The organism is Amycolatopsis sp. ATCC 39116, from assembly GCF_000231075.2.
Taxonomy (GTDB): Bacteria; Actinomycetota; Actinomycetes; order Mycobacteriales; family Pseudonocardiaceae; genus Amycolatopsis_E; species Amycolatopsis_E tucumanensis.
This window is the reverse complement of the sequence record NZ_AFWY03000052.1, coordinates 22,642-35,153: the sequence shown is the minus strand read 5'-3', so window position 1 is coordinate 35,153 and position 12,512 is coordinate 22,642. Positions and strand designations below refer to the sequence as shown.

The 12,512-nt window shown below is 71.8% G+C and carries 15 protein-coding genes; 6 read left to right on the top strand and 9 right to left on the bottom strand.

Going from position 1 to position 12,512, the window contains the following annotated elements; genetic code table 11:
• Positions 1-9 precede the first annotated feature (9 nt).
• The 3 genes from AMY39116_RS0334165 to AMY39116_RS0334155 all read right to left on the bottom strand — a co-directional run bounded on the left by AMY39116_RS0334165 (position 10) and on the right by AMY39116_RS0334155 (position 3,508).
• The gene (locus AMY39116_RS0334165) at positions 10-1,506 is read right to left on the bottom strand and encodes a protein kinase (protein WP_020422089.1); all 1,497 of its coding nucleotides are present in this window, start codon (positions 1,504-1,506) and stop codon (positions 10-12) included.
• A gap of 62 nt (positions 1,507-1,568) precedes the next feature.
• Positions 1,569-2,807: an Nramp family divalent metal transporter gene (locus tag AMY39116_RS0334160; protein WP_020422088.1), complete on the bottom strand. Its 1,239-nt coding sequence runs from the start codon at positions 2,805-2,807 to the stop codon at positions 1,569-1,571.
• Between the two features lie 239 nt (positions 2,808-3,046).
• On the bottom strand, positions 3,047-3,508 hold the full coding sequence (locus tag AMY39116_RS0334155) for a cupin domain-containing protein (RefSeq protein WP_020422087.1): 462 nt from the start codon (positions 3,506-3,508) through the stop codon (positions 3,047-3,049).
• 77 nt (positions 3,509-3,585) lie between these two features.
• On the opposite strand from AMY39116_RS0334155, the gene AMY39116_RS0334150 reads away from it, so the two are divergent.
• A complete protein-coding gene (locus tag AMY39116_RS0334150) occupies positions 3,586-4,032 on the top strand; it encodes a MarR family winged helix-turn-helix transcriptional regulator (protein ID WP_020422086.1) in 447 nt (148 codons plus the stop codon).
• A gap of 84 nt (positions 4,033-4,116) precedes the next feature.
• On the opposite strand, the gene AMY39116_RS0334145 is transcribed toward AMY39116_RS0334150, so the two are convergent.
• Positions 4,117-4,509: an ACT domain-containing protein gene (locus AMY39116_RS0334145; RefSeq protein WP_020422085.1), complete on the bottom strand. Its 393-nt coding sequence runs from the start codon at positions 4,507-4,509 to the stop codon at positions 4,117-4,119.
• Positions 4,506-5,258, bottom strand: a complete 753-nt coding sequence (gene thyX / locus AMY39116_RS0334140; RefSeq protein WP_017981786.1) for an FAD-dependent thymidylate synthase — start codon at positions 5,256-5,258, stop codon at positions 4,506-4,508. Before thyX ends, AMY39116_RS0334145 begins: the two co-directional genes overlap by 4 nt.
• Before the next feature lie 125 nt (positions 5,259-5,383).
• Between thyX and AMY39116_RS0334135 the strand changes: the two genes are divergently transcribed.
• Positions 5,384-5,899 carry a toxin-antitoxin system HicB family antitoxin gene (locus tag AMY39116_RS0334135; RefSeq protein WP_020422084.1) on the top strand — a complete coding sequence of 172 codons (516 nt, stop codon included), beginning with the start codon at positions 5,384-5,386 and terminating at the stop codon, positions 5,897-5,899.
• A gap of 2 nt (positions 5,900-5,901) precedes the next feature.
• Positions 5,902-6,798, top strand: coding sequence for a DUF4097 family beta strand repeat-containing protein (locus AMY39116_RS0334130; RefSeq protein ID WP_020422083.1), 897 nt, complete (start codon positions 5,902-5,904; stop codon positions 6,796-6,798).
• A 284-nt stretch (positions 6,799-7,082) separates the two neighbouring features.
• On the opposite strand, the gene AMY39116_RS0334125 is transcribed toward AMY39116_RS0334130, so the two are convergent.
• Positions 7,083-8,300, bottom strand: a complete 1,218-nt coding sequence (locus tag AMY39116_RS0334125; protein WP_020422082.1) for a winged helix-turn-helix domain-containing protein — start codon at positions 8,298-8,300, stop codon at positions 7,083-7,085.
• Between the two features lie 39 nt (positions 8,301-8,339).
• Between AMY39116_RS0334125 and AMY39116_RS0334120 the strand changes: the two genes are divergently transcribed.
• The gene (locus AMY39116_RS0334120) at positions 8,340-8,900 is read left to right on the top strand and encodes a GNAT family N-acetyltransferase (RefSeq protein ID WP_020422081.1); all 561 of its coding nucleotides are present in this window, start codon (positions 8,340-8,342) and stop codon (positions 8,898-8,900) included.
• A 1-nt stretch (position 8,901) separates the two neighbouring features.
• On the opposite strand, the gene AMY39116_RS0334115 is transcribed toward AMY39116_RS0334120, so the two are convergent.
• Positions 8,902-9,264, bottom strand: coding sequence for a DoxX family protein (locus AMY39116_RS0334115; RefSeq protein WP_020422080.1), 363 nt, complete (start codon positions 9,262-9,264; stop codon positions 8,902-8,904).
• Positions 9,265-9,365: 101 nt separating this feature from the next.
• Here AMY39116_RS0334115 and AMY39116_RS0334110 point away from each other — a divergent pair, with 101 nt between their 5' ends.
• Entirely contained in the window at positions 9,366-9,743 is a 378-nt protein-coding gene (locus AMY39116_RS0334110) for a helix-turn-helix domain-containing protein (protein ID WP_020422079.1), read from the top strand.
• A gap of 28 nt (positions 9,744-9,771) precedes the next feature.
• Here the strand turns inward: AMY39116_RS0334110 and AMY39116_RS0334105 are convergent, their stop codons facing one another.
• Positions 9,772-11,040 (bottom strand): glycosyltransferase family 87 protein, encoded by a 1,269-nt coding sequence (locus AMY39116_RS0334105; protein WP_235716269.1) that lies wholly within the window; start codon positions 11,038-11,040, stop codon positions 9,772-9,774.
• A 123-nt stretch (positions 11,041-11,163) separates the two neighbouring features.
• Positions 11,164-11,646, bottom strand: a complete 483-nt coding sequence (locus AMY39116_RS0334100; protein ID WP_235716268.1) for a GtrA family protein — start codon at positions 11,644-11,646, stop codon at positions 11,164-11,166.
• Positions 11,647-11,832: 186 nt separating this feature from the next.
• On the opposite strand from AMY39116_RS0334100, the gene AMY39116_RS0334095 reads away from it, so the two are divergent.
• Complete coding sequence (locus tag AMY39116_RS0334095; protein WP_020422076.1) at positions 11,833-12,354, top strand: membrane protein; 522 nt, start codon at positions 11,833-11,835, stop codon at positions 12,352-12,354.
• Positions 12,355-12,512: the final 158 nt, after the last annotated feature.

Genomic DNA, 12,512 nt, shown 5'->3' with positions numbered 1-12,512 from the left:
CCTTTCGCGTCAGCGCACCTTCAGCGTGACCGCCTCGGTGAGCTGGCCGCCGCCCTTCTTCGACACCAGGCAGTAGATGCTGCGGGACGGGTCGTTGTAGGACTGCTCCGGCGTGGCCTCCCACTCGGCCTGTGCCGGCACGAGCGCGCGGTAGCTGAGGCCGGCGCGGGCGTCGGCGTCGATGGTCGTGGAGTGGAAGCTCAGAGCGCAGAACGACTCGGCGTAGCGGCGCAGGGCGTCGGCGCCCGGGTAGGCGACGTAGCTCGCGTCGCTGTCGCCGGAGTTCGTGTTGCCGAGGCTGTCGTTCTCGTCGTAGAGCTCCAGCTCGTGCGCCTTGTCGCAGTCGACCTGGTTGTCGCTGCCGATGGCGTAGCCGGGGTCCAGGCGCCCGTTGTAGCAGCGGTAGGCGCTGCCGGCGTCGAAGTCCAGGTCGCCGCCGGTCCCGTAGGTCATGGTCGGCAGCATCGCCGGGTCCCCCGCCTCGGTCGCCCACCACTGGCCGGCCAGGAAACCGCCGGCCAGCAGCACGACGCCGAGGACGGCGCCCGCGGTGACCCACAGGCCACGGCGGCCGGTGCGGCGCGGCGCCGGGGCGAACTGCGTCGGCGGCGGTCCGTTGTGGACCGCGGTGGCGATGCCGCCGGGCGGGGTGTTCTGGGCTGCGATGCCGAGCAGGTGCGCGGCCTGGGCGGCGGAGATCCGGCCCTCCGGCTTGGCCACCAGCAGGCCCATGATCGCCGAGGCCAGCGGGCCCTGGACCCGGGTCAGGTAGGGCACCTCGGTGAGGATCGCGTTCATGGTCGCCGCGGTGGTCGGGCGGTCGAACGCGGACTTGCCCTCGACGGCCAGGAACAGCGTCGCGCCCAGGGACCACAGGTCGGAGTCGGGCAGCGCCTCCCGCCCGTCGAGCCGCTCCGGCGCCATGAACGCCGGTGAGCCCACAATCGTGCCGCTCGAGGTCAGCCGCGGGTCGTCGATCGCGGTGGCGATGCCGAAGTCGGTGAGCTTCACCCGCCCGTTCGCGCCGACCATGATGTTGCCGGGTTTGACGTCGCGGTGCACGATGCCGGCCTCGTGCGCGGCCTGCAGCGCGGAGAGCACCTGCTGCCCGATCGAGGCCACCTGCTGCGGCGGCAGCGCGCCGTGGTGGCGCACCAGGTCGCCCAGCGTGGGCGCCTCGACCAGCTCCATCACGATGTAGGTGGCCCCGTCTTCGGAGACCACGTCGAAGACCGTGACGATGGCCGGGTCGTTCAGCCTGCCCGCGGTGCGCACCTCGCGCAGCACCCGCTCGGTGAAGACGGTGTCCTCGGCGCCGTCGGGCAGGCGCAGCTCCTTGATCGCGACCTGGCGGCCGATCACCTGGTCCTGCGCGCGCCACACGACGCCGTGCCCGCCCCGGCCCAGCTCGCCGAGGAGCGCGTAGCGGCCGGCCACCACCCGTGGTCCGGACGGGCGCGGCGTCGTCTGCTGGGTCTGCTCTTCGGTCAACGTGGCTCCGGTCATCGCGGCTATTCGGGACAGCGGGATGCTAGTCCGACCGTCGCGGGAGCCGAACGGTTCCGGTGTCAGCCCGCGAAGGTGAGGTAGATCAGGGCCACGTTGAGGGTGATGATGACGGCGGCGATCACCCACGCCAGCGTCGTGGTGACGCGGTGGTTCGCGGCCGTGCCCATCAGCCCGCGGTCGCTGGTCAGCCGCACCAGCGGCACCAGGGCGAACGGGATGCCGAAGGACAGCACCACCTGGGACACCACCAGCGCGCGGCTGGGGTCCACCCCGATCGCGAGCACCACGATCGCGGGCAGCAGCGTGATCAGGCGCCGCAGCAGCAGCGGGATCTTCTTGCGCAGCAGGCCCTGCATGATCATCGCGCCGGCGTAGGCGCCCACCGACGTCGAAGCCAGGCCGGAGGCCAGCAGCCCGATCGCGAACAGCAGCGCGACGGCCGGCCCGAGCGTGTCCCCGACGGCGGCGTGCGCGCCTTCGATCGAGTCGACGCCCTCCTGGCCCTGCATGTTCGTGGCGGCCAGCAGCACCATCGACAGGTTCACCGCGCCCGCCAGCAGCATCGCCAGGCCGACGTCGAAGCGGGTGATCCGCAGCAGGCGCGACTGGCGCGCGCCCTCGACCTTGCCGTGCCGGTCGCGGGCGAGCCCGGAGTGCAGGTAGACGGCGTGCGGCATGACGGTGGCGCCGAGCATCGCGGCGGCGATCAGGACGCTTTCGGTGCCGGCGAAGTGCGGGACCAGCCCGGCCGCCGCGTCCGCCGCGGAGGGCGGTTCCACGAACACGCTGGCCAGGAACCCGACCGCGATGACGCCGAGCAGGCCGGTGATGACCCGCTCGAACGGCCGCTGGCCACGCTTGTCCTGGACCAGCAGCAGGACCATCGACACCACGCCGGTGATCACGCCGCCGGCCAGCAGCGGGAGGTCGAACAGCAGGTAGAGGGCGATCGCGCCGCCGACGACCTCGGCCAGGTCCGTCGCGATCGCGACCGTCTCGGCCTGCACCCAGTAGCCGAGGCGGGCGGCACGGGGCATCCGCTCGCGCAGGTTCTCCGGCAGGGACAAGCCGGTGACCAGCCCCAGCTTCGCTGACAGGTACTGGACCAGCCCGGCCATCAGGTTGGCGGCCACGATCACCCACACCAGCAGGTAGCCGAACTGGGCCCCGGCGCTGATGTTGGAGGCGACGTTGCCCGGGTCGACGTAGGCGATCGCGGCGACGAACGCGGGCCCGAGCAGCAGGGAGCCGGAGCGCACCCGCTTGAGCCGTGGTCCGAGCTGGTCCGTCAGCGCCATCCGTCCTCCATCCACGAAGCCGAAGCCTGAGTTTAGGTGCGCCGAACTTTGATGTACAGAGCAGCGAAATGTGGCCTGCGTCGCCGCTTGACTACCCGGAGGGGTGGAAGTTAGTCCCCCACGCGTGTCGACGGCGCGCTGTGCGGTGCTCCCGGACTTTCCCGGGGGACGCGATCACCTGCGCGGGCACCGCCGCCGGACGGTGTCACGCGGGCCGGCGCGGGGTCCCGCTTCCCGGGCTAGTCGGCGTCCCAGTCCGGGCCGTCGACGAAGTGCACGTCGTACTGTTCGTGGATCCGCGCGACCTCGTCCTCGCTGAGTTCGCCGCGCAGGATCTCCGGCAGCCGGCGGAAGTAGCCGAATCGCTCCACACCCGGCACCAGCGTCACGAGAACGTCCGCCGGGCGATCCGGCGCGGCGGCGAACGCGTGCCGGACACCCGCGGGCACCACGACGTAACCGCCCCGGCCCACGGTCACCACCTCGGTGTCGATCAACATCCGCAGCGCCCCGTCGAGCACGTAGAACGCCTCCGCAGAGCGGGCGTGGTAGTGCGGCTTCGTCCCGGGCTCGCCGGCTTCGAGGTGGAGCCGGTTCGCGCCCAGCACCCCGCCGGTGTGACTAGCGTCGGCCAGGAGCCACAACGCCGGCCGCTCCACGGTCTCCACCTCGCCCGCCTGAACCACCCATGCCGTGTTCATCGTCGCCTCCGTGTAGTTGAAGTCTTCAACCAAGCTAGCGCGGAGTAGTTGAAAGCGTCAACTGCTAGGGTGAACGGGTGACCGAGTGGCTCGACGCGGACCAGCAGCGCGACTGGCGAGCGTTCATCGAGGGGTCGATCCGGTTCATCGACCTGCTCGACCGGAACCTGCAGGACCAGCACGGCCTCACGCTGGCCGAGTTCGAACTCCTCGTGCGGCTGTCCGAAGCGGAGGCAAGGGCGATGCGGATGGCCGAGCTCGCGGCCTCGGCGTACTACTCGCGGAGCCGGCTTTCCCATCGCATCAAGGGTTTGGAGGCACGCGGCCTGGTCCGCCGCGACCCGACGACCGACGACCGGCGCGGCGTGGTCGCACGCCTGACCGACGCCGGGTACGACAAGCTCCGCCAGGCAGCCCCGGACAACCTGCGGACAGTCCGGACGCACTTCGTGGACGTGATCTCCGAGGACGACCTGAAAGCGATCGGCCGCGCGATGCGCGCGGTCACCGAGCGGCTGGACTAGGGGCCACCGACAGCGCCGGCCGCAATCCTCCGGCCACGCCCAGAACCGCGGGCCGCACGCTGCGCGCAACCCCCACCAGCCGGATCAGTCGGCTTCGCTCCCGACCTCGTGCCCTGCCGCGCGCAGCGCCTGCACCGCGCGCGCCAGGTCGCCTTCCTTCACCAGCACGTGGTCGGTGTCGAACGTGGACAGCGTGAACAACGCGACCCCGGCCGACGCCAGCTCACTGGCCAGCGCGGCGATGATCCCGGTGAGGGTGAACGCCAGCGGGCCGCGCACGGTCAGCAGCCGCCAGCCGGCCTCGACCCGGGCGCCCTCCGGGGCCAGGCCGACCGGGCAGATCACCGAGGTCTCCGCGGGCGTGCGGGTGACCGAGACCAGGCCGTCCGGCGAGTCCGGAGCGGGCACCGGAACGCCCGGATCCAGGCGCGCGACCGCGTACTCGCCCGGCTGGACGTCGATGGCGAGCCGTTTCACCCTTCGAGGACCTTCGGGCTGGAGGCGACCTCGGTGCCGTCGGGCAGGGTGGAGATGGTGAAGTCGGCGAACACGTTCGGCGCGGCCTTCTGCAGCTGCCGCAGGCATTCCACGGCCAGGCCGCGGATCTCCACGTCGGCGTGCTCGGTGGCGCGCATGGCGATGAAGTGCCGCCAGGCGCGGTAGTTGCCGGTGACCACGATGCGGGTCTCGGTGGCGTTGGGCAGCACCGACCGGGCGGCCTGGCGCGCCTGCTTGCGGCGCAGCGTGGCGCTCGGCGCGTCGGCGAACTTGTCCTCCAGCCCGGCGAGCAGCTCGTTGTAGGCGTCGACACTCGCCTGCGCGGCCTTGAGGAACTTCTCGTGCAGCTCCGGGTCGTTCGCGATCACGTCCGGCTCGACGAACGCCGCGTCGCGCTCGGGCACGTACCGCTGCGACAGCTGCGAGTAGGAGAAGTGGCGGTGGCGGATCAGCTCGTGGGTCAGCGAGCGCGACACGCCGCTGATGTAGAAGCTCACCGAGCCGTGCTCCAGCACCGACAGGTGACCGACCTCGATGATGTGGTCGATGTAGCCGGCGTTGGTGGCCGTCTTCGGGTTCGGCTTCTTCCACGACTGGTAGCAGGCGCGGCCCGCGAACTCGGCGAGCGCCTCACCCCCGTCGGCGTCGGTCGACCACGGCACGTCCTCCGGCGGGAAGAACTCCGTCTTCGCGATCAGCTGAACCTTCGGCGACACGGTCTCGGCCACGGTCGCGCTCCTTCCCCTCAACGACTCCCCGGCAGCGTAACCGCCGGGTCCGACAGCCCGGCCGCGACACCACGTGGTGTCATCTTCTCCTTGACTGACACCAAGCGTGACGCCATAGTGGTGTCATGGACTTGACCCCGTACATCACCAGCCTCCGCGAGGACCTCACCGCGACGGCCTCGGCCGGGGACGAGCAGATCCGCCGGGCGGCGGCGCTGCTGTCCGGCGCGCTGGAGCCGGCGGCCCGGCTGGTGCTGATGAACGCGCTGGCCGACCTCGCCGCCGAGGCGACCGCGCAGCTTCCCGACCACGTCGTCGAGGTGCGCCTGGACGGCCGGGACGTGCGGGTGGTGGTCACCGGTTCGGCCGGTGAGCGGCCACGGGCCGAGCGTCCCGGGCCGCCGCCTCCACCACCGCCGCCACCGCTGGTGGAGGGCGGGGACATCTCGCGCATGACGTTGCGCCTGGTGGAGAAGCTCAAGGAGCAGGCCGAGCACGCCGCGTCGTCGCAGGGCGTCTCGCTCAACACGTTCATCTCGCAGGCCGTGCAGGGCGCGCTGCACGGTTCGCAGTCCTGGCACGCCGAGAAGCAGAGCGGCTCGCAGTCCGAGTCGCACCTGCACGGCTGGGTGAAGGGATAGTCATGACCGATCCGGAGCTCGTGCGCACGCAGACGTTCGCCCTGCCGGGGCCGCTGGAGCTGGACATCGCGGTGTCGATGGGGAAGGTCGAGGTGAAGCTGGACGCCGAGGAGCCCGAGGCGACGGTGGAGATCCGGCACGACCCGGACGCCCAGCAGCCGTGGACACAGGGCATCTCCAGCCTGCTGAGCTGGGTGAGCGAGCGCTTCGGCGACCAGCTGGGCACCGACCTGAGCGGCACGCCCGCGGACGCGGTGCAGCAGACGCGGCTGGAGCAGACCGGCAACCGGCTGACAGTGCACGCGCCGAAGGCGTTGCCGCTGCGGAACATCCCGCTCGCGGTCACGGTGATCGCGCCCGCCGGCACCACCGTGGAGGTGCGGGCCGGGTCGGCGAACGTGACGGTGAGCGGGCCGGCCGGGCGGGTGGACGTCTCCACCGGGACCGGCGAGATCAGGCTGGACCGGTCGGAGGGCGCGGCGACGGTGCGCAGCGGCTCCGGCGCGATCCGGCTCGGGCCGACGCTGGCGGGGCTGCACCTGCGCACCGGCAGTGGTGACGTGGAGGTGGCGTCGCTGGCCGGGTCGGCGACGCTGGCCACCGGCACCGGGGATCTGTGGCTGGGCACGGTGTCCGGGTCGGCGCTGGTCCGCAGCGGCAGCGGCGACCTGTCGGTCGCCGAGGCGGCGAGCGGGAACCTGGAGCTGGTCACCGGCTCCGGCGACATCCGGGTCGGGATCCGGCCGGGGGTCGCCGCGGAGGTCGACCTGACCGCGAGCGCGGGCAAGGTGTCGAGCGAGCTGGACGTGGCGCTGGACCGGCCCGATGGCGAGATCCCGCTGAACGTGCGGGCGCGCACCGGATCCGGCACGGCCGTGGTGACCCGCGCGGCGCAGTAGACCACCGGAGGGCGGCCGCGAGCCGCCATGGGGGTGGAGGGGTGGTGTGGCATGGGGGCGTGTCACACCACCCCGATTCCGTATCACGCCGCCGGCGGCCGCCGATCACACCGCCGGGGAAGCCGCACGCCGGTGGCGGAAACAGTCGCCCGCGAAGCTCCCCAACGGCCGGTAGGCCGGTCGCGGCAGCCGCGCGCGATATACCCGCGTGACGCCGCCCAGATCCATCGGCGCCGGGCCTTGGGCAAGACACCGGACCCGCGACCGCGCCACCACTCCCCCTCTCACGCCCGGCTCAGCGCCGGCGCCAGATCACCCCGCTCCCCCACCACGAAACCGTCCAGTCCCAGCCACGTGGCCATCAACCGCAGCTCCCCGGCCAGCTCGGCGGCCACCCGCGGCACCTCGGCGCCCGGCTCGGCGAACGCGCCCTGCACCCGCAGCACCCCGGCCTCCCGGTCGGCCTTCAGGTCGACCCGCGCCACCAGTTCGCCGTCGAGCAGGAACGGGAACACGTAGTAGCCGTACACGCGCTTGGGCTCGGGCACGTAGATCTCGATGCGGTACCGGAACCCGAACAGCCGCTCGGTGCGGGCCCGCTCCCAGATCAGCGGGTCGAACGGGCACAGCAGCGCCCGCCCCGCGACCTTCCGCGGCATCCGCGCGCCGACCAAGCGGTACGCCGGGCCGCGCCAGCCGCGCACCTCGACCTCTTCCAGCACCCCGTCCTCGACCAGCTCGGCCACCGCCCGGCGGCTCGTCTCCGGGCCGAGCCGGTAGTAGTCCCGCAGGTCCGGCTCCGTCGCCACGCCCAGCGCCGTCGCCGCGCGGGAGATCAGCTCGCGCGCCCCCTGCTCCGGCGACACGCGCCGCGCCAGGATCTCCGCCGGCACGACCCGCTCGGTCAGGTCGTACAGCCGCTCGAACCCGCGCCGCGTGCCGGTGGTCAGCTGGCCCAGCCCGAACAGCAGCTCGCAGATCTTCTTGACCTCGGACCGCTCCCACCACGACCCCGGACGGCGCGTCGACTCGCCCTCCAGCTCGCGCTCGATGCCGCCCGCCCCGATCGGGCCGAGCTCCTTCACCACCGCCAGCACGTCGTCGACCAGCGACGGTGAGCGGTCGGCGAGGTGCTGGTAGTTGCGCCACCACCCGGGCCGCTTCGCGCCGGACTGCAACAGCGGCCAGTCCTCGACCGGGATCAGGCTCGCCTCGTGCGCCCAGGTCTCCACCAGCATCCGCGGCTTGCGGCTGCTGTGCGCCCACGCGGCCTCGTCGATCAGCGCCGGGTCGTAGCCGCCCAGCCGGGCGAACAGCGGCGCGTAGTGCGCCCGCACCACGACGTTCACCGAGTCCAGCTGGATCAGCTGCAGCCGCGCCAGGGCGCGCTTGAAGTGCCGCCGGGTGGGTTCGGTGCCGGGCCGCGGGTCGGCGAAACCCTGGGCCGCCAGCGCCGCCCGCCGGGCGGCCGCCACACTCATCGTCTCCATGGTGGTGCTCATGGTGCCAGCACCCACCGACAAAACCGGTAGGTTCCCGGCATGAGCACCGTGTCCGTCCGCGAAGCCGTCGACGCCGACGCCGCGGAGATCGCCCGGATCCAGCGCGTCACCTGGCGAACGGCCTACCAGGGCGTCCTCAGCGACCGCGCGCTCGCCGAGCTCGACTCCGCGGTCACCGAGGCCAGGTGGGCGGAGGCGATCGGCCACCCCGGCTCCCGGATCCACCTCGCCGTCGAAGGCGAATACACGGTCGGGTTCTGCGTCGCCGGTCCCGCGCCCCGCGACGACGTGGCCGACGCGGCGGCCAACGTGCCCGGCGACGCCGACCGCACCGGCCTGATCGGGACGCTGCTGGTGGAGCCGCGCTGGTCCCGGCGCGGCCACGGCTCCCGGCTGCTGGCCGCGGCCGCCGCCGGACTGCGCGAGCTGGGCGCCGGCCGCGGCGTCACCTGGGCGGTGGAGTCCGACGCCGCCACCCTCGGCTTCTACCGCCGCGCCGGCTGGCACCCCGACGGCACCGTCCGCACCCTCGACACCGGCGACCGCCGCCTGCGCGAACTCCGCCTCACCGGCGCGCTGGACATCCGGCTCGTCGAGTAGGTCACCAGGCGGTCGCCAGCCACGCGGCGACGCCGGCCAGCGCGATCAGCGGCACGTTCAGCCCGGTCTCCTTCACCTCGCCCCGCGACAGGTGCAGGCCCGCCGCCAGCACCTGGAGCACCGCGAACCCGAGCGCCGCCACCAGCGCCAGCGCGGGCGCGACCCCGGTCAGCGGCGGCAGAACCAGCCCGAGCACGCCGAGGACCTCCACCGCGCCGATGCCGCGCACCGCCCACATGGGCACGGTGTCGACCCAGCCCATCATCGGCGCCAGCTGCTCCCGGCTCTGCGCGATCTTCTTCCCGCCCGCGAACAGGTACAGGACCCCCAGCAGCGCGGCCACGATCCAGTAGGCGATTTCCACGACGACCTCCGATGGTTACGACTTGTAAGCAACCACATCATGGGTCACCATCGGAGGGTCTACAAAAGGCACACGAGTGTGCGTAGCGGACAGGAGCGTGCGTGTCGCGGTACGAACGGACCTGCCTGATCAGGGGCGACGGCGGGCGCGCGATCCGGCGCATCCTGGACCGGATCGGCAACAAGTGGACCCTGCTGGTGGTCGCCACCCTGGACGACCAGCGGATGCGCTTCACCGAGCTGCAGCAGCGCATCCCCGGCGTGTCCCAGCGGATGCTGTCGCTGACGCTGCGGAACCTCGAACGCGACGGTCTGGTGTCGCGCACCGCCTACGCGGAGGTGCCGCCCCGCGTCGAGTACGCGCTCACCGACGTCGGCCGCACCCTGATCGAGCCCGCCGTGCGCCTGGCGGAATGGGCGGTCGAGCACGACCCCGACATCGAACGCAGCCAGCGCGCCTTCGACGAGCGGAACAAGTAGAGCCCGGGGAAAACCCGGGCGCCACGGATCAGGCCTCGTCGCCGGCGCGGACCGGCGTGAAGGCCGGCTTCGTCAGCTCCTGGCTCAGCTCGAAGTCCAGGTCGTCGGCGGGCGCGGGCTTGCCCCGCCCGCGGAACCACAGCACGGACATCACGACCAGGAAGGCCACGGCCACGATCTGGTAGCTGCTGCCCGCGACCTGCTGCGCGAAGCTCCAGTTCTCCCACTCCAGCGGCACCCAGTAGTGCGGCGCGAGCCACAGGATCACCACCGCGGCCCAGCCGGAGACGATCAGCCACTTGTTGTTCCTCTGCACGCCCATCACGAGCACCAGCACGGCCGTCGGCAGCGCCAGGATCCAGTGGTGCGACCAGGAGATCGGCGAGATCAGCAGGACACCGGCGGCGTTTACGCCGAGCGCGAGCGCGAGGTTGTTGTCCCGCAACGCTCGTGCGGTGCCGAGGAACGTCATGGCGACGACCGCGAGCACGCCGAGACCGCCGACGACCGTCAGCGTGGTGCCGGTCAGGTGCAGCTTCTCGAACGTCGCGGTGATCGACTCGTTGGCGTGGATGGGCCCGATGTTCATGCCGGTGGCGTGGAAGACGCGGTCCGTCCAGTACGTCCACGAGTCGCCGGGCATCAGCACGAACGCGATCGCCGTCATCACCAGGAAGCTGACGAACGCGGTGACCACCGCGCGGAAGTCCTTGCGCAGCAGGAAGATCAGGCAGAACCCGGCCGGGGTGAGCTTGACCGCCGCCGCGATGCCGATCAGCGCGCCCCGAGGCCAGCGCGGGTTCGGCCACAGGATGTCGACCGCGACGAGCATCATCAGCAGGACGTTGATCTGGCCCCAGAAGATCGTGTTCGCCACCGGGTGGGCGACCACCATCACGATCGCGGCCGCCACGACCATCCAGGTCTTGTTCAGCAGCCCGCGCAGCTCCGGCGATCCGTTGCGGTAGGCCAGGATGATCGGGAACAGCGCCAGGCAGGTCGCGCCGGTCAGCAGCGGGTAGCCGATCGGCGGCGGGATGATCGCCAGCGGCGTGAACAGCACCGCGGAGAACGGCGGGTAGGTGTAGGGCAGCGCGCCGCCGATGGTCGAGACGGGCAGCTCCGAGTAGATCGAGTGGCCCTTGAGGAACGTGTCCGCGCCCAGCCGGTAGATGTCGACGTCGGTCGGCCACTTCCGGATGCCGTGCGCGTAGTACGCGAGCGCGGCGAACAGGCCGACGGCCAGCAGGAGTTCCAAGCCCAGGCGTACCCGCTCGGCGGTACTGCCGTACCTCATCGTCTCGATGACAGCTTTCACTCGTTCTCCCAGTCCCGGCCAGGCGTGATCTCACGGAACAGACGCCGCAACGCCTATCTTCGTTGCCCGCGTGATCGATGTTACGAGCGGGTCCCCCTTGCGCTACGCGCGGCTGCGGTCGGTGAACACGATCCAGCGAAGCACGCTGTAGAGGAACACCGCCTCCAACGCGCCGGCGATGATGCGCGCCAGGTGGTACTGCACGCCCAGCGCGGCCAGGCCGGCCCCGGCGCCGAGGATGAACGCGAAGTAGTTGACCGCCACCGCGATCGCGTAGAGCACGGCCTGCCGCCCGACCGGAGCGTGCGAGCGGAAGTTGAAGACGCGGTTGAGCACGAAGCTCAGCGCGAAGGCGCAGACGTAGGCCACGGTGATGGCGACCGGCAGCGGCAGCCCGGCCACGCCGTGGCCCAGGGTCAGCAGCAGCAGGTCGACGCCGAAGGTGAACCCGTTGATCAGCGCGAAGCCCACGAAGCTGGGCGGGACCAGCGTGTTCAGCCCGAAGGGCAGGTACCGGACGACCGTCGCGCAGAACGACGCGAACCTCTCCACGAGCGACCGCGTCACCCGGATGTCCTGTTGCACGGCGCCACGGTGGCAGAACCGGGTGACGGGAAGGTGAGCAGCCGGTAGTCAACAGGCGGCGGAAAGTGTCACCGACCCCACGGAGATCACACTTCGGGCTGATATCTTCTTGTGACCCCGTCCGTGTGATCCTCCGTCCCCCGCGGAGGCGCGCGCCGCCCCGAAGCCCCCCGTCAGGAGGCGCGGATGTTCGCCTGGTTCTGGGTGACGCTCGGCGTCGCCTTCGGCTCGGCGATCGTGCCCGTGATCAGCGTCGAGGTGTTCGTGCTGGGGCTCGTGGCCAGCGAGCCGGGGCTGCACTGGCTGCTGATCGGCGCGGCCGTCTCGATCGGCCAGATCGCCGGCAAACTGCTGTACTACCTGGCCGCGCGCGGATCGATCAGGCTGCCGCGGTTCCTGCACGACCGCCTGCACCGGGAGCGCCCGCCCAGCCGCCGCCGCGACCGGTGGCACCAGCGGACCAAGTGGCTGCGCGGCAAGGTGGAGGCCCTGCGCGAGCGCTGCCACCGGCACCCGCACTGGATGACGGGCACCTACGGGGTCAGCTCGCTGATCGGGCTCCCCCCGTTCATGGCGACGACCGTGCTGGCGGGCCTGGCCGACATGCGGATGTCGACGTTCCTCACGGCGGGCCTGACCGGGCGGTTCATCAGGTACAGCGCGCTGGCCGCGTGCCCGGCGGTGTTCGCGGGCTGGTTCCACCACTGAGCTCGGGCTACCGGAGGAGCCGGAACAGCCCGTCGGAGGGGTCCACCACGACGGCGAGGGATTCGCCGGCCGTCGGGACCCGGTGGCTGGGCCCGCGGTGGGTCACCTCGTGTCGGTCTGCCCGCCGGTCTCGCACGGCGGGCGCAGACGACCAGCGC